Annotated in this window: 26 protein-coding genes; 12 read left to right on the top strand and 14 right to left on the bottom strand. The window is 61.1% G+C overall.

Annotated features, from left to right (window positions below):
* The 6 genes from AD663_RS03950 to AD663_RS03925 all read left to right on the top strand — a co-directional run.
* Window positions 1-477 (top strand): transposase (locus AD663_RS03950; protein ID WP_157062702.1); only part of this gene is annotated, 477 nt, incomplete at its 5' end.
* Between the two features lie 300 nt (window positions 478-777).
* Complete coding sequence (locus AD663_RS03945; protein WP_053213313.1) at window positions 778-2,028, top strand: aspartate aminotransferase family protein; 1,251 nt, start codon at window positions 778-780, stop codon at window positions 2,026-2,028.
* A 132-nt stretch (window positions 2,029-2,160) separates the two neighbouring features.
* On the top strand, window positions 2,161-3,135 hold the full coding sequence (locus tag AD663_RS03940) for an amino acid ABC transporter permease (RefSeq protein ID WP_053213312.1): 975 nt from the start codon (window positions 2,161-2,163) through the stop codon (window positions 3,133-3,135).
* A 5-nt stretch (window positions 3,136-3,140) separates the two neighbouring features.
* Complete coding sequence (locus AD663_RS03935; protein ID WP_033045913.1) at window positions 3,141-3,932, top strand: amino acid ABC transporter ATP-binding protein; 792 nt, start codon at window positions 3,141-3,143, stop codon at window positions 3,930-3,932.
* 45 nt (window positions 3,933-3,977) lie between these two features.
* Window positions 3,978-4,811, top strand: coding sequence for a transporter substrate-binding domain-containing protein (locus AD663_RS03930; RefSeq protein WP_003178059.1), 834 nt, complete (start codon window positions 3,978-3,980; stop codon window positions 4,809-4,811).
* A gap of 57 nt (window positions 4,812-4,868) precedes the next feature.
* Window positions 4,869-6,152, top strand: coding sequence for an FAD-binding oxidoreductase (locus tag AD663_RS03925; protein ID WP_053213311.1), 1,284 nt, complete (start codon window positions 4,869-4,871; stop codon window positions 6,150-6,152).
* A 188-nt stretch (window positions 6,153-6,340) separates the two neighbouring features.
* On the opposite strand, the gene trxB is transcribed toward AD663_RS03925, so the two are convergent.
* Window positions 6,341-7,303: a thioredoxin-disulfide reductase gene (gene trxB / locus AD663_RS03920; protein ID WP_003178057.1), complete on the bottom strand. Its 963-nt coding sequence runs from the start codon at window positions 7,301-7,303 to the stop codon at window positions 6,341-6,343.
* A 313-nt stretch (window positions 7,304-7,616) separates the two neighbouring features.
* On the opposite strand from trxB, the gene cysZ reads away from it, so the two are divergent.
* A complete protein-coding gene (gene cysZ, locus AD663_RS03915; protein WP_003178056.1) occupies window positions 7,617-8,372 on the top strand; it encodes a sulfate transporter CysZ in 756 nt (251 codons plus the stop codon).
* Window positions 8,373-8,412: 40 nt separating this feature from the next.
* Window positions 8,413-9,612: a glycosyltransferase family 1 protein gene (locus tag AD663_RS03910; RefSeq protein WP_053213310.1), complete on the top strand. Its 1,200-nt coding sequence runs from the start codon at window positions 8,413-8,415 to the stop codon at window positions 9,610-9,612.
* 137 nt (window positions 9,613-9,749) lie between these two features.
* Here the strand turns inward: AD663_RS03910 and AD663_RS03905 are convergent, their stop codons facing one another.
* From AD663_RS03905 to AD663_RS03895, 3 genes are all read right to left on the bottom strand, one after another.
* Entirely contained in the window at window positions 9,750-10,853 is a 1,104-nt protein-coding gene (locus tag AD663_RS03905) for an NADH:flavin oxidoreductase (protein ID WP_003178052.1), read from the bottom strand.
* 311 nt (window positions 10,854-11,164) lie between these two features.
* Complete coding sequence (locus tag AD663_RS03900; RefSeq protein WP_003178051.1) at window positions 11,165-11,647, bottom strand: glutathione peroxidase; 483 nt, start codon at window positions 11,645-11,647, stop codon at window positions 11,165-11,167.
* A gap of 112 nt (window positions 11,648-11,759) precedes the next feature.
* Window positions 11,760-12,245, bottom strand: coding sequence for a peptidylprolyl isomerase (locus tag AD663_RS03895; protein ID WP_003178049.1), 486 nt, complete (start codon window positions 12,243-12,245; stop codon window positions 11,760-11,762).
* Between AD663_RS03895 and AD663_RS03890 the strand changes: the two genes are divergently transcribed.
* Genes AD663_RS03890 through AD663_RS03880 form a run of 3 tightly spaced genes read left to right on the top strand, consistent with a single transcriptional unit; the run spans window position 12,214 to window position 15,621 of the window.
* Window positions 12,214-12,552, top strand: a complete 339-nt coding sequence (locus AD663_RS03890; RefSeq protein WP_083455096.1) for a DUF3565 domain-containing protein — start codon at window positions 12,214-12,216, stop codon at window positions 12,550-12,552. The genes AD663_RS03895 and AD663_RS03890 overlap by 32 nt on opposite strands.
* A 60-nt stretch (window positions 12,553-12,612) precedes the next feature.
* On the top strand, window positions 12,613-14,712 hold the full coding sequence (gene pta / locus AD663_RS03885) for a phosphate acetyltransferase (RefSeq protein WP_003178048.1): 2,100 nt from the start codon (window positions 12,613-12,615) through the stop codon (window positions 14,710-14,712).
* Window positions 14,713-15,621, top strand: coding sequence for an acyltransferase (locus AD663_RS03880; RefSeq protein ID WP_003178045.1), 909 nt, complete (start codon window positions 14,713-14,715; stop codon window positions 15,619-15,621).
* 176 nt (window positions 15,622-15,797) lie between these two features.
* On the opposite strand, the gene cysN is transcribed toward AD663_RS03880, so the two are convergent.
* The 3 genes from cysN to AD663_RS03865 all read right to left on the bottom strand — a co-directional run bounded on the left by cysN (window position 15,798) and on the right by AD663_RS03865 (window position 19,645).
* On the bottom strand, window positions 15,798-17,696 hold the full coding sequence (gene cysN, locus AD663_RS03875) for a sulfate adenylyltransferase subunit CysN (protein WP_003178043.1): 1,899 nt from the start codon (window positions 17,694-17,696) through the stop codon (window positions 15,798-15,800).
* A gap of 9 nt (window positions 17,697-17,705) precedes the next feature.
* On the bottom strand, window positions 17,706-18,623 hold the full coding sequence (gene cysD, locus AD663_RS03870) for a sulfate adenylyltransferase subunit CysD (RefSeq protein ID WP_003178041.1): 918 nt from the start codon (window positions 18,621-18,623) through the stop codon (window positions 17,706-17,708).
* Between the two features lie 263 nt (window positions 18,624-18,886).
* Window positions 18,887-19,645, bottom strand: coding sequence for a Nif3-like dinuclear metal center hexameric protein (locus AD663_RS03865; protein WP_003178039.1), 759 nt, complete (start codon window positions 19,643-19,645; stop codon window positions 18,887-18,889).
* Between the two features lie 105 nt (window positions 19,646-19,750).
* Between AD663_RS03865 and algW the strand changes: the two genes are divergently transcribed.
* Window positions 19,751-20,911 (top strand): Do family serine endopeptidase AlgW, encoded by a 1,161-nt coding sequence (gene algW / locus AD663_RS03860; protein WP_003178037.1) that lies wholly within the window; start codon window positions 19,751-19,753, stop codon window positions 20,909-20,911.
* 126 nt (window positions 20,912-21,037) lie between these two features.
* Here algW and hisC read toward each other — a convergent pair whose 3' ends face one another.
* The 7 genes from hisC to AD663_RS03825 form a co-directional block, all read right to left on the bottom strand.
* Window positions 21,038-22,090, bottom strand: coding sequence for a histidinol-phosphate transaminase (gene hisC, locus AD663_RS03855; RefSeq protein ID WP_053213308.1), 1,053 nt, complete (start codon window positions 22,088-22,090; stop codon window positions 21,038-21,040).
* A gap of 1 nt (window position 22,091) precedes the next feature.
* On the bottom strand, window positions 22,092-23,420 hold the full coding sequence (gene hisD, locus AD663_RS03850) for a histidinol dehydrogenase (protein ID WP_003178033.1): 1,329 nt from the start codon (window positions 23,418-23,420) through the stop codon (window positions 22,092-22,094).
* A 123-nt stretch (window positions 23,421-23,543) separates the two neighbouring features.
* Window positions 23,544-24,179 (bottom strand): ATP phosphoribosyltransferase, encoded by a 636-nt coding sequence (hisG, locus tag AD663_RS03845; protein WP_003197870.1) that lies wholly within the window; start codon window positions 24,177-24,179, stop codon window positions 23,544-23,546.
* A gap of 127 nt (window positions 24,180-24,306) precedes the next feature.
* On the bottom strand, window positions 24,307-25,572 hold the full coding sequence (murA, locus tag AD663_RS03840; RefSeq protein ID WP_003178028.1) for a UDP-N-acetylglucosamine 1-carboxyvinyltransferase: 1,266 nt from the start codon (window positions 25,570-25,572) through the stop codon (window positions 24,307-24,309).
* A 22-nt stretch (window positions 25,573-25,594) separates the two neighbouring features.
* The gene (locus AD663_RS03835; protein ID WP_003178025.1) at window positions 25,595-25,834 is read right to left on the bottom strand and encodes a BolA family protein; all 240 of its coding nucleotides are present in this window, start codon (window positions 25,832-25,834) and stop codon (window positions 25,595-25,597) included.
* Window positions 25,835-25,948: 114 nt separating this feature from the next.
* Window positions 25,949-26,254: a lipid asymmetry maintenance protein MlaB gene (locus AD663_RS03830; protein WP_003178023.1), complete on the bottom strand. Its 306-nt coding sequence runs from the start codon at window positions 26,252-26,254 to the stop codon at window positions 25,949-25,951.
* On the bottom strand, window positions 26,251-26,904 hold the full coding sequence (locus tag AD663_RS03825; protein ID WP_053213307.1) for a phospholipid-binding protein MlaC: 654 nt from the start codon (window positions 26,902-26,904) through the stop codon (window positions 26,251-26,253). The genes AD663_RS03830 and AD663_RS03825 overlap by 4 nt, the downstream gene beginning before the upstream one ends.
* Window positions 26,905-26,911: the final 7 nt, after the last annotated feature.

Here is a 26,911-nt window from a genome sequence, read left to right as displayed (position 1 = left end):
AAGGTCATGGGCGTGGATTTAACGGCCATTCCCACCATCGGTATTGATATTGCGTTGGTACTCGCCAGCGAACTGGGGCCGGACTTATCACGTTTCCCGACCTCGCAGCACTTAAGCTCTTGGCTTGGTCTGGCCCCTCCCACGCGAATATCAGGAGGCAAACCGCTTCCTGGTAAAGCGCCTAAAATCATCAATCGAGCCGCCCAAGCCCTCAAGCAAGCGGCCTCCAACGCACGGCAGGATAAAAGTTTTATTGGCGCCAGCCACCGTGCCCGCCTGACGCGGATGGACACCAGTTGCGCGATCAAGGCGACGGCTCATCAACTGGCGCGATTGATTTACGCCATGCTCACCAAAGGCCAACCCTACGTTGAGAAAGGGATGGAAGAGTTTGAGGAGAAAAGCCGGGGACGCCAACTGCGGGCTCTGGAGCGCAAAGCCCGAAAGTTGGGTATGCAATTAGTTAAGGCTGCATGATTTTTAGAAGCAAAAACAATGGGTTATATTTTGTTTGATAAGAGCTTGCTCCCGCTGGGCTGCGCAGCAGACCCAAACAGTCAAAACTCAATTGGCCCGGTACACCGCGTTGCCTGGTTTGAGGGCCGCTGCGCGCCCCAGCGGGAGCAAGCTCCCTCGCCACGGGTTGCGTAACCCTAATGCGACACCGCGCCTACATCCCGACTTTTAAGATTGACCCGGCAACTTTATTTCGTTTGCCGGGCCCCTCCGCTCGCGGCTTGAATATCGCAAGCCTTCTTGCCTTGCGAGCCGTCATCCATGAACAGCGACACCATCAGCCAGTCGATCTCTATCGTTCACCCTGTTTGCCTGAGCCACGGTAAAAATGCCGAAGTCTGGGACAGCGATGGCAAGCGCTACATCGATTTCGTCGGCGGCATCGGTGTGTTGAACCTTGGCCATTGCCACCCGCGTGTCGTCGAGGCCATCCGCGAACAAGCCACCCGGCTCACCCACTATGCGTTCAACGCAGCACCTCATGCCCCTTACATCCAGTTGATGGAGCGCCTGGCGGCGTTTGTCCCGGTGAGTTATCCGATCAGCGGCATGCTCACCAACAGCGGCGCAGAGGCAGCGGAAAACGCCTTGAAGATCGTACGCGGCGCCACGGGACGCACCGCCGTCATTGCGTTTGACGGCGCGTTCCACGGTCGTACCCTGGCCACCCTCAACCTCAATGGCAAGGTCGCGCCCTATAAACAGAAAGTCGGCGTGCTGCCCGGGCCGGTCTATCACCTGCCCTATCCAAGCCAGGACAACGGTGTAACCTGCGCCGAGGCCCTGAAGGCCATGGAACGGCTGTTCAGCGTTGAGATCGACGTGAATGACGTCGCCTGTTTCATCATTGAACCGGTGCAGGGCGAAGCCGGCTTCCTGGCGCTGGACGTGCAATTCGCCCAGACCCTGAGGCAGTTCTGCGATGAAAAGGGCATTTTGCTGATCGCCGATGAAATCCAGTCCGGCTTCGGTCGTACCGGCCAGCGCTTTGCTTTCTCGCGCCTGGGCATCGAGCCTGACCTGATCCTGCTGGGTAAAAGTATTGCCGGCGGCGTCCCCCTCGGCGCGGTGATGGGACGCAAGGCGCTGCTGGACAACTTGCCCAAGGGCGGGCTGGGCGGCACGTATTCAGGCAACCCCATCGCCTGCGCCGCCGCACTGGCAACGCTGGACGAAATGACCGACGCGAACTTGCACGCCTGGGGCACGCAACAGGAAGAGGCGATTGTCAGCCGCTACGAATCCTGGCGCCGCCGTGGGCTGTCACCTTTCCTGGGCCGCCTGACCGGTATCGGCGCCATGCGCGGTATCGAGTTGGCCCACGCCGACGGCACCCCGGCAGTGGCACAATTGACGCAGCTGCTGGCCCTGGCGCGGGAGGCGGGTTTGCTGCTGATGCCCAGCGGTAAATCGCGGCATATCATCCGGCTGCTGGCGCCGCTGACGACTGAGGCAGCCGTGCTCGAGGAAGGGCTGGACATCTTGGAGGCATGCCTTGCGAAACTGGCCTGAACATCAGGATGCGCTGAGGGAATGACGTAACGAATTTTGCTCGCTTGTCGTGCTGGATTTTGACTGGCAATACTGGCCGATTCCCATTTTCAGCCTGATGAGATCGCCGCCACCCACAAGCCCGAGGCAGTCATGTATCACGACAATATAATTTATAAGAAAAAGTCCAATGATCCTCGCTTTCTGCTCGGCATCGCCGTGCTGCTGTTCCTCGGTTCATACCTGACGAACCTGGGCAACAGCACCATCAGCCAGGTCCTGCATCCATTGCTGGGCAACGCGCCGGACAGCCTGACCGCCCGCAATATCGCCACTGGCCTGGCCATCGCCCTGCTGGGCACGCTGAACTTCCACGTGCTGGGGCGCTTGAAGTTCAAGGTGCAGACCACGGTAGTCTGGATCGAACTGCTGATCCTATTTCTGGCTTTCTTCGATACTTTCAACCTGTCCTACAGTTTCATTCTCGAAAAGGTCGGTTTCCTGATCGTCCAAGGGGCCGCGACCACGCTGTACATTTCCGCCGTGGCCATTGTGATTGCTTTTGTCCTGGCATTGATCGGCGCGGTGGCCAAGCTGTCGAACAACGGCTTGGCCAACGCCCTCGCTTCGTTCTATACCTCGTTCTTTCGTGGCGTACCGCTGCTGATCCAAATTTACCTGATCTATCTGGGGCTGCCGCAACTGGGCTACGTGGTCGACGCGGTGCCCGCCGGCATCCTGGCCCTGGCGCTGTGCTACGGCGCCTACATGACCGAGATTTTCCGGGCTGGCATCCAGAGTATCCCGGTGGGCCAGTGGGAGGCTTCCCGGGCGCTGGGTATCAGCCCGTTCAAGACCCTGAGCCGGGTGATCATGCCCCAGGCCCTGCGCGTCATCATCCCGCCCACCGGTAACCAGTTCATCGCCATGCTCAAAGACAGTTCCCTGGTGTCGGTGATTGGCGTCTGGGAGTTGATGTACCTGGCCAAGACCCAGGGTCGTGCAGACTTCCGACACCTGGAGATGTTGATCACCGCAGCGATGATCTACTGGGCCCTTTCGTTCATCCTCGAACGGGTACAGGCGCGTATCGAAAAACGGGTCAATCGATCCACAGCAAGGGGTTGATCCAGATGACTCGAACCAACACCGCCGAGCGACTCGCCCCGGCAGCCGTTGCGCAGGCCGGAGCCCCGATGATTGCCATCAGCGGCCTGAACAAGTGGTATGGCAATTTCCACGCGCTACGGGACGTCGACCTGAACGTCGCGTCCGGTGAGATCCTGGTGGTCTGTGGGCCGTCCGGCTCGGGCAAATCGACGATGATCCGCTGCATCAATCATCTGGAAAACTTCCAGAAAGGCCACATCCAGGTCAACGGCATCGCCCTCACCAGCGAAGCCGAGAGCGTCAGCGCCGTACGCCGCGAAATCGGCATGGTGTTCCAAAGCTTCAACCTGTTCCCGCACCTGAGCGTCATGGACAACCTGACCCTGGCCCCGCAACTGGTGCAGGGCGTGTCCAGCGCCGAGGCAAAAAAACGCGCTCGGGTCTACCTGGAGCGAGTACGCATTGCCGAGCACGCCGACAAATACCCCTCGCAACTGTCGGGTGGCCAGCAACAGCGCGTGGCAATTGCCCGGGCGTTATGCATGAACCCCAAAGTGATGCTCTTCGACGAACCCACCTCGGCCCTGGATCCGGAAATGGTCCATGAGGTGCTGGATGTGATGGGCGAACTGGCCACCGACGGCATGACCATGATTTGCGTGACCCATGAGATGGGCTTCGCCAGCAAGGTAGCCGATCGCGTGCTCTTCATGGACCAGGGCCAGGTGATCGAACAGGCCACGCCCGCCGAATTCTTCAATAACCCGCAGACCGAACGCGCACAGAAATTCCTGTCGCAAATCATCGGTCACTGAGACCCGCTTTACCCCGCATAACAATAACGAAAAGTGGAGATGCACATGCTCAGTCAAAAACGCTTGACCACCCTGGCAGCCGCCCTGTCGCTGCTGTTCGTCGGCGCCGCCAACGCCGGGGCGGTGCTGGACAAGATCCAGAGCAGCAAACAAATGACCGTCGCCACCTCGGCGACCTGGCCGCCACAAGGTTTCATCAACGACAAAAATGAAATCGATGGCTTCGATATCGATGTGTCCAAGGAAATCGCCAAGCGCCTGGGCGTTGCGGTCAAGTTCGTAACGCCCGACTGGGACGTGATCACCGCCGGCAAGTGGAACGGTCGATGGGACATGTCCGTCGGTTCGATGACCGCCACCAGCAGCCGTGCGCGGATCCTCGACTTTCCCGCCACGTACTACTACGTGCCCTACGTTTTCGCCGTACACAACGACTCGACCCTGACCGACCGCAAGGCGCTCAACGGCAAGACCATTGGTGTTGAAGGCGGTACCACCTCCGAAGATTATCTGAACCAGCAACTGGCCATTGAGGCCACGGACATGCCACCGGTCGCCTACGACGTCAAGGCCGGAAAGATGAAGACCTACGCCGGTTCTCTCGCACCGCTGGATGACCTGCGCCTGGGCAACGGCGTTCGCCTGGACGCGATCCTCACCCAACGCAGCACCCTGGAAGCCGCCATCAAGAAGAACTACCCATTGCGGGCCATCGGCGGCACGGCGGTGTTCTACGAACCCTTGGCCATTGCCACCGACAAGGGCGACCCGGAACTGAAGGCCAAACTGGCTGAAATCATTGGCCAGATGCACAAGGACGGTACGCTGACTCAATTGTCGACCAAGTGGTATGGCGTCGATTACTCAGTCGTCAACTAACACACCTTGTGGGGGCGAGCCTGCTCGCTCCCGCACAGAACACTTCAAGGATCGAGCATGTCCTTTCCCACCACCTGGTATTCCCAGACCTCGCTGCCGCGCCCGGCCAGGCCCGGGCTCGATACTCAGGAAAGCTGTGACGTCTGCATCATCGGTGCCGGCATCGCCGGTCTCACCACGGCGCTGGAGCTGACGCGGCGCGGCAAGCGGGTGATCGTGCTGGAAACCCATCAAGTCGGCTGGGGCGCGTCGGGGCGCAACGGTGGAGTGGTTTCACCGGGCTGGGCCGAAGGCTCGGGGGCGATCCTCAAGAAACTGGGGCTGGAACAGGCCAGGACACTGTTCCAGATGTCAGTGGAGGGCGTGGACATCGTGCGCCACAACATCACGGACCTTAACCTGGTCGGTTGCGACCCGTCCGCCGGCACGATCCGGGTCAAACGCTACGACGACAGCGCCGGCGTGAAAAACCATATCGAGAGCATGCGCCGCGACTTCGGTTATGAACTCAATTTCCTCGACACCGCGCAAGTCCGCGAGCGGGCCCACACCCAGCGCTATTTCCAGGGCATCGAAGACCCGAAAGCCCTGCACTTCCACCCGCTCAATTACTGCCTGGGATTGGCCTTGGCCATCGAAGCGGCGGGCGGGCGGATCTACGAAGGTACCAAGATGCTTGCGTGGCAGCGTAAAGGAGACGTCCTTAGCGTCCGTACAGCCTTGGGTGCCGTGCACTGCAACGACCTGGTGTTCTGTGCCGGTGGCTACGGCGGCTCGGAACTGCAAAAACTCAACCGTGCCTACCTGCCCATCGCCACCTATGTGGTGCTGACCGAACCCCTGGGCGACTCGATCAGAGAGGTCCTGGATTCCAGCGCAGCCTTTTCCGACGACCGTCGCGCCTCGGATTACTACCGTGTCGTCGAAGGCGACCGCCTGCTCTGGGGCGGACGTATCACGACGCGCAACGAACAGGACGAAACAGCCCTGGCGACCATGCTCAAGGCCGACATGGTGTCCGTCTATCCACAACTGGCATCGGTGAAGATCGAGCTGGCCTGGTCCGGGCTGATGGGCTACTCCACCAACAAAATGCCCAACCTGGGGCGGCTGGAACCTGGCGTCTGGGCGTGTACGTCATTTGGCGGCCACGGCTTGAACACCGGGTCTATCGGCGCCAGGGTGATCGCGCAAGCCATTTGCGGGGAAAGCGAGCGCTACAAGGTGTTCAAACCTTATTTGCTGGACTGGAATGGTGGACCGTTTGGGCGCGTGGCAGCGAACGCGATCTATCAATCGTTGAAGGTGATGGACTTTGTTCAGGAGCGGTTGCGGGGGTGATGGGATTGGGGAGAGTTCCGGGCATCACACGTCCCCCTGTGGGAGCGGGCTTGCTCGCGAATATGGTGTGCCAGTCAACACTATGCTGGCTGATCCACCGCATTCGCGAGCAAGCCCGCTCCCACAGGGTTGCGTGGAGCCTGAGCACAAAAAAACCGGCCGAAGCCGGTTTTTTTATACCTGTCGTGTCAGAACGAAGCGTTCTGCAGACCGTCCAGGTAGCGCTCGGTGTCCAGGGCCGCCATGCAACCGGCGCCGGCCGAGGTGATCGCCTGGCGATAGACGTGGTCGGCCACGTCGCCGGCGGCGAAGATGCCCTCGATGCTGGTGGCGGTGGCGTTGCCATCACGGCCGCCCTTGACCACCAGGTAACCGTCCTTGAGCTCCAGCTGGCCTTCGAACAGCGAAGTGTTCGGTGTATGGCCGATGGCGATGAAGACGCCGTCGACAGTGATCTGGTCAAAGCTGCCGTCGTTGTTCTTCAGGCGGGCACCGGTCACGCCCATGTTGTCGCCCAGCACTTCGTCCAGGGTCGCATTGAGTTTGAGAATGATCTTGCCTTCGGCGACGCGGGCGTTGAGTTTGTCGATCAGGATCTTCTCGGCGCGGAAGGTCTCGCGGCGGTGGATCAGCGTGACGGTGCTGGCGATGTTGGCCAGGTACAAAGCTTCCTCGACGGCGGTATTGCCACCACCGACCACGGCCACGGGTTTGTTGCGGTAGAAGAAGCCATCGCAGGTAGCGCAAGCGGAAACGCCTTTGCCCATGAAGGTTTCTTCCGACGGCAAGCCCAGGTAACGGGCGCTGGCACCGGTGGCAATGATCAGGGCATCGCAGGTGTAGGTCGCGCTGTCACCGGTCAGGGTGTACGGCTTGGCAGCGAAATCCACGGCATTGATGTGATCGAAAACGATCTCGGTCTCGAAGCGCTCGGCGTGTTCCTTCATGCGCTCCATCAGGGCCGGGCCGGTCAGGCCATGAACGTCGCCGGGCCAGTTGTCGACTTCGGTGGTGGTGGTCAATTGACCGCCGGCCTGCATGCCGGTGATCAGCAGCGGCTTGAGGTTGGCACGGGCTGCATAGACCGCAGCACTGTAACCGGCAGGGCCGGAACCGAGAATAATCACTCGCGAATGACGGACTTCAGACATGACCTGCTCCTGTTGACCGGACCTTACGGGCCGGAACGCCGGGTGAGCGGCGCGAATAAAAAAGGACTGTGGATGCACTTGGGGAAGGCTTTGGTTCGACAGTCCTGTCAAAGAATTGGGTGCAGCGTATCGAGGGAGCGAAGATTAAGGAAATACGGTTTAACAATCCAGCTCATAGCTGAGCTCTATCCCCAGCCGTCCCCCCAATAGGGCTTGGCGCGGCAATAAAGGTTGTTACGCGCCGTGTCGCCGCTTTCCCACGCAGGGCAAAGCCGGTAAGGTCGGCGCGTTCACCCTTCGCTCGGAGCCACCTATGCCCGCCCCCGTCCTGTCCGGCCCGCAATATTTGCGAGAAGGCCTCAAGCTGGTCTTGAGCCCGGGCCTGCGTTTGTTCGTACTCTTGCCCCTGGCGATCAACCTGTTGCTATTCGTCGGCTTAATCTACTTGGCCGGCCACCAATTCAGCCTCTGGGTCGACACACTGATGCCATCGCTGCCGGACTGGCTGGGTTTCCTCAGTTATATCCTCTGGCCGCTGTTCGTGGTGCTCGTCGTGCTGATGGTGTTTTTCACCTTTACGATGCTGGCCAACATCATCGCTGCGCCATTCAATGGTTTTCTTGCCGAGAAAGTCGAAGTGGTCGTTCGCGGTACCGATGACTTTCCGGCCTTCAGTTGGGGCGAGCTGGTCGCCATGGTCCCACGCACCTTTGCCCGGGAGGCGCGCAAGCTCGGGTATTTCCTGCCCCGCGCCCTGGGGCTGTTCGTCCTGTCATTCATTCCGGTGATCAACATCGTGGCCGCGCCGCTGTGGCTGCTGTTCGGCGTATGGATGATGGCGATCCAATACATCGACTACCCGGCGGACAACCACAAGCTGGGCTGGAACGAGATGCTCGCCTGGCTGCGGGAAAAGCGCTGGCAGAGCCTGGGCTTTGGCGGCAGCGTGTATCTGGTGCTGCTGATTCCGGTGGTCAATGTCCTGATGATGCCGGCGGCGGTGGCTGGGGCGACATTGTTCTGGGTCCGGGAGCAAGGCGCCGAGACCGCGTTGGCCCGACAGGGCTGAAGCTGTCACGAATCCATCACCCTTGCGTCACAATGACGAAATGGCCCCGGTCGACACTGGGGTCATGACCACACCCTTGCACATCAGCCTCATCACTGAAACCTTCCCGCCGGAAATCAATGGCGTGGCCAATACCCTGGGCCGCCTGTGCGACGGCTTGCGCGCCCGAGGGCATCGAGTGGAGTTGATCCGCCCCCGCCAGGCCAATGACCAGCGCCCGGTCAACGATGAGCAATTGCTGCTGTGCCGGGGCTGGCCGCTGCCGGGTTATCCGGGCTTGCAGTGGGGCCAAGCGTCGATGCACAAGCTGCTGCGGCGCTGGAAACGCCAGCGTCCGGATGTGCTGTACATCGCCACTGAAGGCCCTTTGGGTCTGTCGGCGCTGCGAGCGGCGCGGCGTCTGGGCATTTCGGTAGTCAGCGGATTCCACACTAACTTCCAGCAATACACCCAGCAGTACGGCCTCGGCTTGCTAAGTCGCCTGCTCACGCATTACCTGCGCTGGTTTCACAACCGCTCCAGCCTGACCCTGGTGCCCAGCCTCAGCCAGCGCCTGGAACTGGAGCGGCGGCATTTCCAGCGGGTGGCATTGCTGTCTCGCGGCGTCGACAGCCAACTGTTCCATCCGGTCAGGCGCTCGGCCAGCCTGCGTGAGTCCTGGGGCCTGGGTGATGACGACATTGCCGTGATTCACGTCGGACGCCTGGCACCTGAGAAGAACCTGGGGCTGCTCCAGCGCAGTTTCGACACACTGCGCAAGGCGTTTCCCGGGCTAAAAATGAAACTGGTGGTGGTGGGGGACGGCCCGCAGCGCGGCGCATTGGAGCAGGCGCTGCCCGATGCGATCTTTTGTGGCCCGCAACGTGGCGAGGCCTTGGCCTGCCATTATGCCTCCGGCGATGTGTTCGTCTTTCCGAGCCTGACCGAAACCTTCGGCAACGTCGTGCTGGAGGCGCTGGCGTCCGGACTGGGCGTGGTGGCCTATGACCAGGCTGCGGCCGCGCAGCACATACGTCACGGCCATAATGGCGTGCTGGCGATGCCGGGGGATGAAGAGGCGTTCTGCGACGCAGCGCGTTGGCTGCTGGAGGAGCGCGAAACCCTGCGTTGTGTGAGGCTCAATGCGCGCCAACATGCCAGTCGCCAAGGCTGGGCGGCGGTGATCGAGCAATTTGAGGCACAGCTGCGCGGGGTTTGTGTCGGCGAAGCAGTGCTGCCTGCTGCGTCGACAGTGCGTTGAATGTGAGGCGATATTGAGGTCGCCATCGCGAGCAGGCTCGCTCCCACAGGAGACCCTCGTCGAACACTAGGCTGATGTTCGCTGGAGATTGAATGTGGGAGCGAGCTTGCTCGCGATAGCGTCAGTTCAGGTGCCGCTTAAACCAGCGTCATCAACGCCTCGCGGCTGAACGGCAAAATGTCTTGCTCTCGACCTTCACGCACTTTTTGCGCCCAATCCGGATCCACCAGCAGCGCACGGCCCACCGCCACCAGGTCGAACTCGTCGTTATTCAGGCGTTCCAGCAGTTTTTCCAGGCTGGCCGGTTGCGCGACTTTGTCGGTGTTGACCATGAACTGCAGGAATTCCCCATCCAGGCCGACGCTGCCCACGGTAATGGTGGGCTTGCCGGTGAGCTTGCGGGTCCAGCCGGCCAGGTTCAGCTCGGAGCCTTCGAACTCCGGCTCCCAGAAGCGACGCGTCGAGCAGTGGAAAATATCCACCCCAGCCTCGGACAGCGGCTTGAGGAATTCGTCCAGGGCTTCAGGGGTTTGCACCAGGCGCGCGGTGTAGTCCTGCTGTTTCCACTGGGAGAAACGGAAAATGATCGGGAAGCCCTCGCCCACCGCCGCGCGCACGGCACGGATTAACTCGATGGCGAAGCGCGAGCGGTTGGCCAGGCTGCCGCCGTAACCGTCTGTGCGCTGGTTGCTACCTTCCCAGAAAAACTGGTCGATCAGATAACCATGGGCACCGTGAATCTCCACACCGTCCATACCGATGCGCTGGGCATCTTTCGCGGCCTGGGCGAATGAAGCGATGACCTCATCGATGTCTGCCTGGGTCATGCCGTGGACCACGACCTGGCCATCCTTGAGTTTTTCGCTCGGACCATAGCCCGGCACACCGGCATCCGGCTCGGTGCCGATGCGTCGCACACTGCCCACGTGCCACAGCTGCGGAACGATCTTGCCGCCTTCGGCGTGAACCGCGTCCACCACCTGCTTCCAACCGGCCAGCGCTGCCTCGCCATAGAAATGCGGCACGTTCGGATAACCGTTGGAAGCCTTGTGCCCGACGATCGTACCCTCGGTGACGATCAGGCCGACCCCGGCCGCTGCACGACGACGGTAGTATTCGATGACCTTGGCGTTTGGCACACCGCCCGGCGAAAAGGAACGGGTCATTGGCGCCATCACCACGCGGGTCGGCAATTCGAGGGCGCCAAGGTGGAAGGGTCTGAACAGGGCTTTTACAGGCATGAGGCACTCCACGGGACAAAGTCACAGGTCAATATGACGGGGATAATATATGGAGTGCCAAGTGCTGGATAGCACTATTGATTGGAATGATTAAGGATCAGAAGGGAGCCGAGAGGATCGCGATGGGTGGGCTCAACCGAATGCACAGCCGGGTGCAAACCTGTGGCGAGGGGATTTATCCCCGCTGGGTTGCGCAGCAGCCCCATCAGCAGCGACCGGGTCTTTCTGACAGACCGAGTTGGCAGGTCTAGGGGCTGCTGCGCAGCCCAGCGGGAGCAAGCTCCCTCGCCACAGGGGTCAGTGCAGGGGCTTCAAGCCAGTGCTTTCTCGATGGCCTGGATCACTGTCGGATCATCCGGTGCCGTGCGTGGGGAGAATCGCGCCAACACGCGACCATCCTTGCCCAGCAGGAACTTTTCGAAGTTCCAAGTGATATCCCCGGGAAACTCGGCGCCCTCGCCCGCCAGCAGGCGGTACAGCTGGTGGCGATCATGCCCGTTCACTTCCAGTTTGCTGGACAGCGGGAACGTCACACCATAATTGAGGCTGCAGAACTCCTGGATTTCCTGCTCGGTCCCCGGCTCTTGCCCGGCGAACTGGTTGCAGGGCAGGCCCAGCACGGTGAAACCCCGGTCTTTGTATTGCTGGTACAGGTTTTCCAGCGCAGCGTATTGCGGCGTCAGGCCACATTTGGAGGCGACGTTGACCACCAGCACGACTTGCCCCTTGAAGGGCGCCAGAGCAAGCTCCTGACCATCCAGGGCTTTCAGTTTAAGGTCGTGAAAAGCACTCATGACGAACTCCAGGTTTGCGATCTTTTCGAAAAAGCCATGGGTGATGCTACCAGCTACCGACGAAAAAGGCGCCGTATGGCGCCTTTCCGGTTCTCTGAGCGTAGCGCAGAAATCAGTGGTGATGACCACCTTCGCCATGGACGTGACCATGGGCGATTTCTTCCTGGCTGGCATCGCGGATGTCGACGATCTTGACCTTGAAGTTCAAACGCTGGCCGGCCAGCGGGTGGTTGCCATCAACGGTGACATCATCGCCTTCCAAGTCGCGGATAGTGACGATCTGCATCTGGCCATCGGGCGCCGAAGCGTGGAACTGCATGCCCACTTCCAGTTCGTCCACACCTTCGAACATGCTGCGGCTCAGGGTGCTGACCAGTTCAGCGGAGTATTCGCCGTAGGCGTCTTCCGGCTCGACGGTAACGTCCAGGTCGTCACCGACCGTTTTGCCTTCCAAGGCTTTTTCCAAGCCCTGGATGATGTTGCCTGCGCCATGCAGGTAGACCAGCGGAGCGCCGCCGGCAGAGCTGTCGATGACCTCACCAGCGTCGTTGGTCAGGGTATAGTCGATGGAGACAGCCTTATTGGCGGCGATCAGCATGGGGCGAGACCTTTTGCATAAGAATGAAGAACGGACAAGTCTAAACAAGGATTTGCCCGAAAGCGAACGGAACCCGGACAAACGGACCTGCCCGGACAGACCGACGGTCACCGGTTTCCATCAGGACGAGGATGGGCACTGGGTCGCCGAGCTGTCCTGCGGTCATACCCAGCACCTGCGCCACCAGCCGCCCTGGCAGTCCCGGGCGTGGGTGCTGGATCCGGCGCAACGTATTGAAAAAATAGGCCAGCCCTTTGACTGCGGCTGGTGCGCGCAGGCCCCCGTTAGCGATAACCTTGGCGACTGAATTGTGGGTAGATGACCAGTCATAGGTCACGCCATTGTCATGCCCCCTTAGAGAATCCGCATGCAAACTTTTTTTATCGCGCCCACCGATTTTGGTGTGGGTCTGACCTCCATCAGCCTCGGGCTGGTGCGTACTCTCGAACGGGCCGGGCTGAAAGTCGGCTTTTTCAAGCCCATCGCCCAGCCTCATCCGGGCGATACCGGGCCGGAACGCTCCACCGAGCTGGTGGCCCGCACTCACGGCCTCAAGCCACCGCAACCATTGGGCCTGGCTCACGTCGAGCGCATGCTCGGCGATGGCCAGCTCGATGAGCTGCTGGAGGAAATCATCACCCTTTACCAGCAGGCGGCCGTCGGCAAGGACGTGCTGGTTGTCGAAGGCATGGTCCCGACCCGCAGCGCCAGCTACGCGGCCCGGGTCAACCTGCACCTGGCCAAGAGCCTCGACGCCGAGGTCATCCTGGTCTCGGCGCCGGAAAACGAAGTGCTGACCGAGCTGTCCGGGCGGGTTGAATTGCAGGCGCAGCTGTTCGGCGGGCCGAAAGACCCGAAGGTTCTCGGCGTGATCCTCAACAAGGTCCGTACCGACGAAAGCATCGAGGCGTTCTCCGCACGGCTCAAGGAGCACTCGCCCTTGCTGCGCAGCGGCGATTTCCGCCTGCTGGGCTGCATTCCGTTTCGCCCGGAACTCAACGCTCCGCGCACCCGCGACGTGGCCGACCTGATGGGTGCGCAAGTGCTCAACGCCGGCGATTACGAAACTCGGCGCATGAGCAACATCATCATTTGCGCCCGCACCATGCGCAACACCGTGGAACTGCTCAAGCCCGGCGTATTGGTGGTGACTCCCGGCGATCGCGACGACATTATCCTGGCCGTGAGCCTGGCGGCGATCAACGGCGTGCCATTGGCCGGCCTGCTGCTGACCAGCGACACGCTGCCCGACCCACGCATCATGGATCTGTGCCGAGGCGCTTTCCAGGCGGGCCTGCCGGTGCTATCGGTCAGCACCGGCTCTTATGACACCGCCAACCTGCTCCACGGTTTGAACAAGGAAATTCCGATTGATGACCGCGAACGTGCCGAGATCATCACCGATTTCGTCGCCAGCCACCTGGACGCACAATGGCTGCACCAGCGCTGCGGCACGCCACGGGAAATGCGCCTGTCACCGGCGGTATTCCGCTACCAGCTGATCCAACGGGCCCAGGCGGCGAACAAACGCATCGTGCTGCCCGAAGGCAGCGAACCCTTGACCGTCCAGGCGGCGGCCATTTGCCAGGCACGCGGCATCGCCCGCTGCGTGCTCCTGGCCAAGCCGGCCGATGTCGAGGCAGTTGCTCGTGCCCAGGGCATCGAACTGCCGCCGGGGCTGGAGATTCTAGACCCGGATTCGATTCGCGAGCGTTACGTCGAGCCCATGGTCCGGCTGCGCAAGACCAAGAGCCTGAACGCACCGATGGCCGAGCAACAACTGGAAGACACTGTGGTCATTGGCACCATGATGCTGGCGCTGGATGAGGTCGATGGGCTGGTATCCGGGGTGATCCATTCCACCGCCAATACCATCCGCCCGGCTTTGCAGCTGATCAAGACCGCCCCCGGCTGCACGCTGGTGTCTTCGGTATTTTTCATGCTCTTTCCCGAAGAAGTACTGGTCTACGGCGACTGTGTAATGAACCCGCACCCCAGCGCTACGGAACTGGCGGAAATCGCCCTGCAAAGCGCCGACTCGGCCGCCGCGTTCGGCATCACGCCACGGGTGGCCATGCTCAGCTATTCCAGTGGCGAATCAGCCAGTGGTGAGGAAGTGGAGAAGGTCCGCGAAGCGACGCTGCTGGCCCACGAAGCGCAACACGGCTTGTTGATCGACGGCCCGCTGCAATACGACGCCGCCGCCAACGAAACCGTGGCGCGGCAACTGGCGCCCAACAGCCAGGTGGCCGGCCGGGCGACAGTGTTTATCTTCCCGGACCTGAACACCGGCAATACCACCCACAAGGCCGTGCAACGCAGCGCCGATTGCGTCAGCCTCGGGCCAATGCTGCAAGGCTTGCGCAAACCGGTGAACGACTTGCCGCGCGGCGCCCAGGTCGACGACATCGTGTACACCATCGCCCTGACCGCGATCCAAGCCGCCAACCGCCCCATGGATATTTAAATGCTCGATTTCCTGCCTGCTCCCCTGCGCGGCGTCATTGCCTCGCTGCTCTTGGCGCTGAACACCATCGCCTGCTGCACGCCGCTGTTCATCGTGGCGATCTTCAAGTTGTTACTGCCCTTCCCTGCCGCCCAGCGCCTCACCGACTGGCTGATGAGCCACATCCACGAAGCCTGGATCAGCAACAACAAGGGCTGGATGAACCTGCTGCGCCGCACCCGCTGGCACCTCAGCGGCCTGGAGGGCCTGGACTATCAGCATTCCTACCTGATCACCAGCAACCACCAGAGCTGGGTCGACATCATGGTGTTGCAGTACGTGCTGAACCGGCGCATCCGCCCGTTGAAGTTCTTTCTCAAGCAGGAACTGATCTGGGTGCCAATCATCGGCCTGGCCTGGTGGGCGCTGGGGTTTCCATTCATGAAGCGCTACTCCAAGGCCTACTTGGAAAAGCACCCGGAAAAGAAAGGCAAGGATCTCGAAACCACCCGCAAGACCTGTGCGAAGTTTCGCAACAACCCAGTCGGTATTTTCAACTTTGTCGAAGGCACGCGTTTCACTGAAGCCAAGCATGCCCAGCAGCAATCACCGTTTCGCTACCTGCTCAAGCCCAAGGCCGGCGGCATAGCGTTCGTGCTCGATGCCATGGGCGAGCAACTGGAATCGATCATCAACGTGACGATGCATTATCCGGGCGGTCGTCCGGGATACTGGGACCTGCTCTGCGGCAACGTGGGAGAGGTGGTGGTGCATTTCCAGGAACTGAAGATCCCGCCGCAATTCGTCGGCAGAAACTACGACCAGGACGGCACGTATCGCCTGGAGTTCCAGGGCTGGATCAACCAGTTGTGGCAGGACAAGGATGCGTTGCTTGAGCAGATGCACCGCGAATACCCAGACCACCGTTAATCCCCTGTGGGAGCGGGCTTGCTCGCGAAAGCGGTGTATCAGCTCGTAAAGACGTTGGATGCTCCACCGTCTTCGCGAGCAAGCCCGCTCCCACAGTAGACCGAGTGGCTCTCTGGAAATGAAAAAGCCCGCCGATGATCACTCACCTGCGGGCTTTTTATTTACAGCTGCCTTGCTTAGATCGCCCCACGCTTGCGCAGCAGATCCAGCACCTGCTTGACGCTTTCTTCCAGGGTCAGCGACTGGGTGTCGATCACCAGATCGGCATCCAGCGGCACATCGTACGGGAAGGACTCGCCCGGGATGTTGTCGCCGGCAGCGGCATACAAGCCTTGCGGATCACGCTGGGCGCATACCGTCGGCGAGGCCTGGACGTAGACCGTCAGCAAGCGTTCCTTGCCGATCAGCGCCTTGGCCTGTTCGCGCCCTTCGGCATCCGGGGCGACAAACGCGGCGAGGGTCAGCAGGCCGGCTTCGTTGAACTGGCGGGCGACATGAGCCGCACGGCGCCAGTTCTCGGTACGCCCGGCGCGGTCCTGAGGCAGGCCCTTGTTCAGGTCATGGCGCAGGTTCTGGCCATCGAGCACAAATACCGCACGGCCCGAATCGAACAACTTGCGTTCAACCGCATAGGCCAGGGTGCTTTTGCCAGCGCCCGACAGGCCACTGAACAGGACCGTGGCCGGTTGCTGGCCGAAGCGCTGGGCGCGTTCTTCCACCGATACATGGGCCAGTTTGCCGTGGTGCGTGCTGCTGCCATGGGCCAAAGGCTGGGCGACGATCATGCCGGCGCCGACCGTACCGTTGGTCAAACGGTCGATGATGATGAACGCGCCGGTGGTGCGGTTGCTCTCGTAACCGTCCAGGGCGATTGGCGCATCGAGCGCGATCTTCACCTTGCCGATTTCATTGAGCTGCAACGCGCTGGCCGGCCCTTCTTCCAAGGTGTTCACGTCGACCTTGTTGACGATGCTGGCAATCGAACCCGGCACGTAGCTGGTGGCGCGCTTGATGTCGTACTTCTTGCCCGGCAGCATCGGCTCTTCAGCCATCCACACCAGCATCGCTTCGAAGCTGTCGGTGACCGGCGGCACGTTGTCGGCATGCACCAGCAGGTCGCCCCGGGAGATGTCGATCTCGTCTTCCATGGTCAGCGTCACCGCCTGGCCTGGGCCGGCGTGTTCCAGCTCGCCTTCGAAGGTGACGATGGATTTGACGCGGCTGCTCTTGCCCGACGGCAATACCACCACTTCGTCGCCCTTGTGCACGATGCCGCTGGCGAGAGTGCCGGCGAAACCGCGGAAGTTCAGGTTCGGACGGTTGACGTACTGCACCGGGAAACGCAGGTCGGTGAAGTTACGGTCGCCCGCCACTTCCACCGTCTCAAGGATTTCCATCAGCGACTGGCCGGTATACCACGGCGAGCGCTCGGACTTGTTCACCACGTTGTCGCCCTTGAGGGCAGACATCGGCACGAAGTGCATGCTGGTGGGCTGCATCTTCAAGCCTTCGGCGAACTTCAGGTAGTCGGCCTTGATCGACTCGAACACGCCCTGGTCGAAGCCTTTCAAATCCATCTTGTTGATGGCGACGACGATGTGCTTGATGCCCAGCAACGAGGCGATGAAGCTGTGGCGACGGGTCTGGGTCTGCACACCGTAGCGGGCGTCCACCAGGATGATCGCCAGGTCACAGGTGGAGGCACCGGTGGCCATGTTGCGGGTGTACTGCTCATGGCCGGGCGTGTCGGCGATGATGAACTTGCGTTTGGCGGTGGAGAAATAGCGGTACGCGACATCGATGGTGATGCCTTGTTCGCGCTCGGCCTGCAGGCCGTCGACCAGCAACGCCAGGTCGATGTCGTCACCGGTGGTGCCGACTTTCTTCGAATCGCGGGTGATGGCTTCCAGGTGATCTTCGTAGATCATTTTGGAGTCGTGCAGCAAGCGCCCGATCAGGGTGCTCTTGCCGTCGTCGACGTTACCGCAGGTCAGGAAACGCAGCAGCTCTTTACGCTCGTGCTGGCCCAGGTAGGCGAGGATGTCCTCGCTGATCAAATCAGACTGATGCGACATGACAACCCCTTAGAAATAACCTTGACGTTTTTTATCTTCCATCGAGCCTGCGCCATCGTGATCGATGACCCGGCCCTGGCGCTCGGAAGTTCGCGTCAGGAGCATTTCCTGGATGATGTCCGTCAGGCTTTCGGCCTCGGACTCCACCGCGCCCGTCAACGGGTAGCAGCCAAGGGTACGGAAACGCACTTTCTTCTTGACGATACGGGCTTTGTCTTCGTCCGACAGGTGCTCGAGGATGCGCTCGTCGTCGATCATGATCAGCGTGCCATTCTTCTCGATCACTTCGCGTTCAGCAGCAAAATACAGCGGCACGATCGGGATGCCTTCGAGGTAGATGTACTGCCAGATATCCAGCTCGGTCCAGTTCGACAACGGGAACACACGGATCGACTCGCCCTTGTTGACCTTGCCGTTGTAGACATTCCACAGCTCAGGGCGCTGGTTTTTCGGGTCCCAGCGGTGCTTGCTGTCGCGGAACGAGTACACGCGCTCCTTGGCGCGGGATTTCTCTTCATCGCGGCGGGCACCGCCGAACGCGGCGTCGAAACCATATTTATCCAAGGCCTGCTTGAGGCCTTCGGTCTTCATGATATCGGTGTGCTTGGCACTGCCGTGGGTGAAAGGGTTGATGCCCTGCGCCACGCCGTCCGGGTTCACATGGGTGATCAGGTCCAGGCCCAGCTCCTCGACCATGCGGTCGCGGAACTTGTACATTTCCTGGAACTTCCAGCGGGTGTCGACGTGCATCACCGGAAACGGCAGCTTGCCCGGGAAGAACGCCTTGCGTGCCAGGTGCAGCATCACGGCGGAGTCTTTACCGATGGAGTACAGCATCACCGGGTTATCGAACTCGGCGGCCACCTCGCGGATGATGTGGATGCTTTCCGCCTCCAGCTGTTTCAGATGCGTCAGTTTGTCGACCATGGCTACTCACGAAAACTTTCTTATGAACGGCCAGCGGGCCGTGTTCGAGCGGGGAATCCTAGCACAGCGACCTCTTCTATTCAGGGCGCCAACTAGATCGAAACAGCATATGGATATGCCCGGTGGTTCGGGCCCATATCCATCTTTGTGAGCATGCTTATTGTGGGAGCGGGCTTGCTCGCGAATGCGGTAGTTCAGTTGCATAAATGTTGACTGAGCCATTGCATTCGCGAGCAAGCCCACTCCCACAGGGTTCACAGTGTCTAAATGGGATTCGGACAATCGATAAAGATATGTTCCAAGGCAAACCGTCGCGCCAGGTAATCACCCAGCGCCTGCACGCCGTAGCGTTCAGTCGCATGGTGCCCGGCGGCGATGAAGCTGATGCCGTTTTCCCGGGCGCTGTGGAACGTCTGCTCCGAGGCTTCGCCGCTGAGGTAGAGATCAACGCCGGCCAACACCGCCTGGTCGATATAACCCTGGCCGCCGCCCGTGCACCAGCCGACCCGACGGATCATCTGTTCACCTTCGATCAGCAGCGGCTCGCGCCCCATCGCCTCCTGGACCTTGCGGGCGAAATCCCGAGGAGTCATCGGTTCCGACAGGGAGCCGACCAGGCCGACGACCTTGGGATTTTCCGGATCCAGCGGGCCCTCGACGGTGATGTCCAACTGACGGGCCAATTGCACGTTGTTACCCACCTCAGGGTGCAAATCCAGCGGCAGATGATAGGCCAGCAGGCTGATGTCGTGCTTGAGCAAGGTTTTCAGCCGACGCTGTTTCATCCCGGTGACACAAGGGTTCTCGCCCTTCCAGAAATAACCATGGTGCACCAGCACCAGGTCGGCCTCGGCCGCGACCGCGGCATCGAGCAACGCCTGGCTGGCGGTGACACCACTGACAATGCGCGTCACCTGTGGCGCGCCTTCGACCTGCAGGCCGTTGGGGCAATAATCTGCGATCCGGCCGCTTGCCAGGTAACGATCCGCTTCTTCGACCAGGGTGCTCAGGGCGACGGCCATGAAAAGACTCCTAAATAATCCCGTTCAGAGGCGCGTGCGGCCTCGTATAATGCGCGTCATTATGGGCGGTCTCATACCGCCTGCAACCTTTGTAGGACGTGCTTAATGCTCAAGGCGCTGCGTTTTTCCGGCTGGCCGCTGTTGGCTGGCGTGCTTGTCGCTCTACTGATTATCCAGCGCTACCCCGAATGGGTGGGCTTGCCGAGCCTCGACGTCAATCTGCAACAGGCCCCGCAAACCAAGGCCGTGCAGCAGGGTCCCGTGTCCTATGCCGACGCGGTGACGACCGCCGCCCCGGCCGTGGTGAACCTGTACACCACCAAGGTCATCAACAAGCCCAGCCATCCGCTGTTCGAAGATCCGCAGTTCCGCCGCTTCTTCGGTGACAACTCGCCCAAGCAGAAGCGCATGGAATCGAGCCTGGGTTCGGGCGTGATCATGAGCCCGGAAGGTTATATCCTGACCAACAACCACGTCACCGCCGGTGCCGACCAGATCGTGGTTGCCCTCAAGGATGGCCGCGAAACCCTGGCCCGCGTGATCGGAAGTGACCCGGAAACCGACCTCGCGGTACTCAAGATCGATTTGAAGAACCTGCCAGCCATCACCATCGGCCGCTCCGACAGCATCCGCATCGGCGATGTTGCCTTGGCCATCGGTAACCCGTTCGGTGTCGGCCAGACCGTGACCATGGGCATCATCAGCGCCACCGGGCGCAACCAGTTGGGCCTGAACAACTACGAAGACTTCATCCAGACCGATGCCGCCATCAACCCCGGCAACTCTGGCGGCGCGCTGGTGGATGCCAATGGCAACCTCACCGGGATCAACACGGCGATCTTCTCCAAGTCCGGCGGCAGCCAGGGCATCGGTTTTGCCATTCCGGTGAAGCTGGCGATGGAAGTGATGAAGTCCATCATCGAACACGGCCAGGTGATTCGCGGCTGGCTGGGCATCGAAGTCCAGCCGCTGACCCAGGAGCTGGCGGAGTCCTTCGGCCTGTCCGGGCGCCCGGGAATCGTGGTCGCGGGGATTTTCCGCGACGGCCCGGCGCAGAAGGCCGGTTTGCAACTGGGCGACGTGATCTTGAGCATCGACGGCGAACCCGCCGGCGATGGGCGCCGTTCGATGAACCAGGTGGCGCGGATCAAGCCCACCGACAAGGTCACGATCCAGGTCATGCGCAACGGCAAGGAACTCAAGCTCACCGCTGAAATCGGCCTGCGTCCACCGCCGGCGCCGGTTGCGGCCAAGGAAGAAGAGTAGAGCCAAAGACGCCTCTAAACCTGTGGGAGCGGGCTTGCTCGCGAATGCAGTGGATCAAGCGAAGAGATATCGACTGACACTACGCATTCGCGGGCAAGCCCGCTCCCACAGCTTCAGCGCCAGGCTTTAGAGCTCGCCCAGGGCTTCGATCAGCGCCTGATTCTGCTCTGGCGTGCCGATGCTGATCCGCAGGAATTGCGCGATTCGTTCCTGCTTGAAGTGACGCACGATCACGCCCTGCTCCCGCAGTTTCGCCGCCAAGGCTGCCGCATCGTGCCGGGGGTGACGGGCGAAGATGAAATTGGCCGCTGAAGGCAGCACTTCAAAGCCCTTAGCCTGTAGCTGCGCCACGACCCATTCTCGGTGCTCGATGACCAGCCGGCAGGTCTTGTCGAAATGCTCACGATCATCGAACGCCGCCGCGCCGCCGACGTTTGCCAGGCGATCCAGCGGATAGGAGTTGAAGCTGTTCTTGATTCGCTCCAGCGCTTCGATCAGGTCCGGATGGCCGACCGCCAGGCCCACTCGCAGCCCTGCCAGCGAGCGGGACTTGGACAAGGTCTGGGTCACCAGCAGGTTCGGGTAACGATCCACCAGGGTGATGGCCGTCTCGCCGCCAAAATCGATATAGGCCTCGTCGACCACCACCACCGAATCCGGGCTGGCCTTGAGCATCTGCTCCACGGCCTCCAGCGCCAGCAGGCAACCGGTTGGCGCGTTCGGGTTGGGGAAGATGATCCCGCCGTTCGGCTTGGCATAGTCCGCCAGATCGATGCGGAATTGCTCATCCAGCGGCACCGCATCGAATGGGATGCCGTACAACCCGCAATACACCGGATAGAAGCTGTAGCTGATGTCCGGGAACAGCAGCGGCTTATCGTGTTGCAGCAGGCCATGGAAAATGTGCGCCAACACTTCATCCGAACCATTGCCCAGGAATACCTGGTTGCTCTGCACGCCGTAATAACCGGCCACTGCGTTTTTCAGCAGGTCGCTGTTGGGGTCCGGGTACAGGCGCAGGTTGTCGTTCAGCTCGGCCTGCATCGCCGCGAGCGCCTTGGGCGATGGCCCGTAAGGGTTCTCGTTGGTGTTGAGCTTGACCAGGCGGCTCAGCTTCGGCTGTTCGCCCGGCACGTAGGGCACCAGGTTCTTGACGAACGGGCTCCAGAATTTACTCATATCAGTTCCCCTGTCCTTCATCGTCAAGAATGCGGTATTCAGCGCTGCGGGCGTGGGCGCTCAGCGATTCGCCACGGGCCAGCACGGACGCGGTCTTGCCCAGTTCCGACGCGCCTTGTTCGGAGCAGAAGATGATCGACGAACGTTTCTGGAAGTCATACACCCCCAGCGGCGACGAGAAGCGCGCGGTCCCGGAAGTCGGCAATACGTGGTTGGGCCCTGCGCAGTAATCGCCCAGGGCTTCGCTGGTGTGGCGGCCCATGAAGATCGCACCGGCGTGGCGGATCTGTGGCAGCCAGGCTTGCGGATCGGCGACCGACAACTCCAGGTGTTCCGGCGCGATCCGGTTGGCGACTTCGATGGCCTGTGCCATGTCATCGACCTTGATCAGCGCGCCACGGCCGTTGATCGAGGTGTTGATGATCTCGGCGCGGTCCATGGTCGGCAGCAGCTTGTCGATGCTGGCGGCGACCTTGTCGAGGAACTCTGCGTCCGGGCTGACCAGGATCGCCTGGGCGTCTTCGTCGTGCTCGGCCTGGGAAAACAGGTCCATGGCGATCCAGTCCGGGTCGGTCAGGCCGTCGCATACCACGAGGATTTCCGAAGGGCCGGCGATCATGTCGATGCCAACCTGGCCAAACACGTGACGCTTGGCAGTGGCAACATAGATGTTGCCCGGCCCGACCACCTTGTCGACCCGTGGCACGCTTTGTGTGCCATAGGCCAGCGCGGCCACGGCCTGGGCGCCGCCGATGGTGAACACCCGGTCCACGCCAGCGATGCACGCGGCGGCCAGCACCAGTTCATTGATCTCGCCACGCGGCGTCGGGACGACCATGACCACTTCGGTCACGCCGGCAACCTTGGCCGGGATCGCGTTCATCAATACCGAGGACGGATAGGACGCTTTGCCACCGGGCACGTAGAGGCCGGCGCGGTCCAGCGGCGTAACCTTCTGGCCCAGCACCGTGCCGTCGGCTTCGGTGTAGCTCCAGGAGTCCTGTTTCTGCCGTTCGTGATAGTCGCGCACCCGGGAAGCGGCTTTTTCCAGGGCTTCGCGCTGGGGCACGGTGATCCGGGTCAGGGCCAGTTCCAGGCGCTCGCGCGGCAGGATCAGGTCGGCCATGGATGCCACTTGCAGGCCATCGAATTTCTGGGTGAATTCCACCAGGGCGTCATCGCCACGCTCGCGCACAGCCTTGATGATCTCCAACACCCGCTGATTGACCGAGTCGTCAGACACACTTTCCCAGCTCAGCAGATGATCCAGATGATGCGCGAAATCCGGGTCGGCAGCGTTGAGTCGGCGAATCGAGGTGGGAGCGGTCATAGCGAGGGCCTCATTAATGGCAAATGCTCAGGCGCCCTAAGCTACCAGTCCATTCGCGTGGGCACCTGAGAAAATTGGCTATGACGCGGATAGACGGGCGCGACTCAAGGTCGCGCAGGTGAATCAGCCGCGGTGTCGCGATTCCACTGCCTTGCGCAGGGTATCGATCAGCGCCTGGATACGGGCGTGCTGCATTTTCATCGAGGCTTTGTTGACGATCAGCCGGGAGGTGATGTCGGCGATGAAATCCTGGGGCTCCAGGCCATTGGCCCGCAAGGTATTGCCGGTGTCGACTACGTCGATGATCTTGTCCGCCAGGCCGATCAGCGGCGCCAGCTCCATCGAACCGTACAACTTGATGATATCGACCTGACGACCCTGCTCGGCGTAGTAACGCTTGGCAATGTTGACGAACTTGGTCGCCACGCGCAGCCGGCCCTTGGGCTCCGGCGCGCCGACTTTACCGGCGGTCATCAGCTTGCAGCGGGCGATCTGCAGGTCCAGGGGCTCGTACAGGCCCTGGCCGCCGTATTCCATCAGCACGTCCTTGCCGGCAACGCCCAGGTCGGCGGCGCCATGTTCCACGTAGGTCGGCACATCGGTGGCACGCACGATCAGCAAGCGCACGTCGGCTTGGGTCGTGGGGATGATCAGCTTGCGGCTCTTGTCCGGATTCTCGGTCGGCACGATGCCCGCTTCAGCCAGAAGCGGCAGGGTGTCGTCAAGGATGCGGCCCTTGGACAGTGCGATGGTCAACATGGGAAACGTCAGTCCTTATCAAGGTACTCATGCCCGGGCGCAAGCGGCGCCGGACACACATCGAGGGTGTAACCACCCTCGATCGAAACAAATCGGTGGACGCCTCCCTGCGTCCAGGCAGCCGGAACTAGCCGGGCACGCGGCGGATCTTGGCGCCGAGCATCTGCAGTTTCTCTTCGATGCACTCGTAGCCACGGTCAATGTGATAGATGCGGTCGATCAGGGTATCGCCTTCGGCAACCAGGGCCGAGATCACCAGGCTGGCCGAGGCCCGCAGGTCGGTAGCCATCACTGGCGCGCCCTTGAGCTTCTCGGTGCCGGTCACGATGGCGGTGTTGCCTTCGACCTGGATCTTGGCGCCCATGCGGTGCAGCTCGTAGACGTGCATGAAACGGTTTTCGAAGATCGTCTCGATCACCGCGCCTGTGCCTTCGGCAATGGCGTTGAGGGAGATGAACTGGGCCTGCATGTCGGTCGGGAACGCCGGGTACGGAGCGGTTCGCACGTTGACGGCCTTGGGCCGCTTGCCGTGCATGTTCACTTCGATCCAATCTTCGCCGCAGGTGACTTCGGCACCGGCTTCCTTGAGTTTCTCCAGGACAGCTTCAAGGATGGTTGGGTCGGTGTCCTTGACCTTGACGCGGCCACCGGTGACGGCAGCGGCCACCAGATAGGTGCCGGTTTCGATCCGGTCCGGCATCACCTTGTAGGTGGCCGAATGCAGGCGCTCGACGCCATCGATGGTGATGGTGTCGGTACCGGCGCCAGTGATCTTGGCACCCATGGCGATCAGGAAGTTCGCCAGGTCGACCACTTCAGGCTCGCGCGCGGCGTTTTGCAGCACGCTGCGGCCCTTGGCCAATGCAGCAGCCATCATGATGTTCTCGGTACCGGTCACGCTGACGGTATCGAAGAAGAAGTTCGCGCCGCGCAAGCCACCTTCAGGTGCCTTGGCCTTGATGTAGCCGCCTTCGACGTCGATGATCGCGCCCATGGCTTCCAGGCCACGAATGTGCAAGTCCACCGGACGCGAGCCAATGGCGCAGCCGCCAGGCAATGCGACTTCGGCTTCACCGAAACGGGCAACCATCGGACCCAGCACCAGGATCGATGCGCGCATGGTTTTCACCAGCTCGTACGGGGCGATCAAGGTCTTGATGGTGCGCGGATCGATTTCGACGCTGAGCTTCTCGTCGATCACAGGCTCGATGCCCATGCGGCCGAACAGCTCGATCATCGTGGTGATGTCGTGCAGGTGCGGCAGGTTGGCCACGGTCACCGGGCCATCGCACAGCAGGGTTGCGGCCAGGATCGGCAGGGCGGAGTTCTTTGCCCCGGAAATACGGATCTCGCCATCAAGACGAGCGCCGCCGGTAATAATCAGTTTATCCATAAGAATCTCGAGGCCCTTGGGCTCAGGTGCGCTCGGCCCAAGCCGCGCGGCTGAAAAATTTCATAGTGACCGCGTGGATGCTGCCATCGGCGATCCATGGGTTCAAATGGGCATAGATGCTCTGCTGACGCTTGACCGGGCTCAATGCCGCCAGGTCATCGCTAATCACGTTCAGCTGAAAATTGCAGCCTTCGCCTTCAACTTCCACCTGAGTATCAGGCAGCTTTCCTTCAAGAAAGCTCTTCACTTCTACAGCCTGCATGCTCAACCTCAATCGGCGCCCTGTGCGCGCGGGTCGCACATCATACAAAAAAGCCCCGGGCCTGCGAACCCCGCAAAGCAGGACTCTGACGGGGGGCTTTCCCAAGGATGTGGGTCAGGGGTGCGCCAGCAGCTCGGTCAGTTCGCTGACCTGGGCTATTTCGCGCATGTCTTCGGGCATCCCACGGATGCTCCACGTCTTGCCGGCCGCCTTGGCGTCCCGCATGAAACACAGCAGCAACGACAAGCCGACGCTGCTGGACTTCTGCACCGCCGAGCAGTCGATGACCACCTGCGCGGCACTGACGGACTTGATCAGCGCCTGGCCCTGCTTGCGCAGCGCCGGGCCGGTGCGATAGTCCAGCACACCGCTGACCAGCAGCTCGCCAGCCTCGCCCAGACGAACGGCCGACTCGGTCATTGTTCCTGCTTCTCTTTGGCTTCTTCGGTGACTTCCTTGGCCTTGGCGACTTCACCGGCCCAACCGTCGATGGTCTTGTCCAGGTTGTTGCCGTTGCGCTGCATGGCGTCGGCGAACTGATCACGGAACAGCTTGCCGATGTTGATGCCATTGATGATCACGTTGCGCACTTTCCACTCGTCGTTGATTTTCTCGAGCGTGTAGGAAACAGGGTAGACCGCGCCATTGTTGCCCTTGACCTGCATGTCGACGCTGGTACGGGTACCGCTTTCGTCCTTGGCCGGCGAAACGGTGATGCCCTGGTTGTTGTACTCGAGCAAGGCATTGCCATAGAACTGCATCAGGCTGCGCTTGAAGTTTTCCTGGAAACGCGTCATCTGCGCTGGGGTTGCCTTGCGTGAATACTTGACGGTCATGATGCTCTTGGAGATGCCGTCGGCATCCACCACGGGACCGACAATACCGTTCAGCGCGTCATAGAACGCGCTTGGGTCCTGCTTGTACTTCTCTTTATTGGAGGCAAGGTCCGCCAACAACCGGGTCGTCGTGTCCTGGATGATGTCGTGTGCCGAAGGCGCAGCCACGGCGCTAGCCATCAGCGGCAGCGCCGCAAGCAACACCAACAGGCTACGTCGCAAGATAGAGATCATTCAAAAG

Origin of the sequence: Pseudomonas sp. Q12-87, assembly GCF_001269755.1 — a bacterium.
GTDB classification, from domain to species: Bacteria; Pseudomonadota; Gammaproteobacteria; order Pseudomonadales; family Pseudomonadaceae; genus Aquipseudomonas; species Aquipseudomonas fluorescens_S.
Note: the sequence above shows the minus strand (reverse complement) of the source record. Positions and strands in the feature narration are given on the sequence as shown.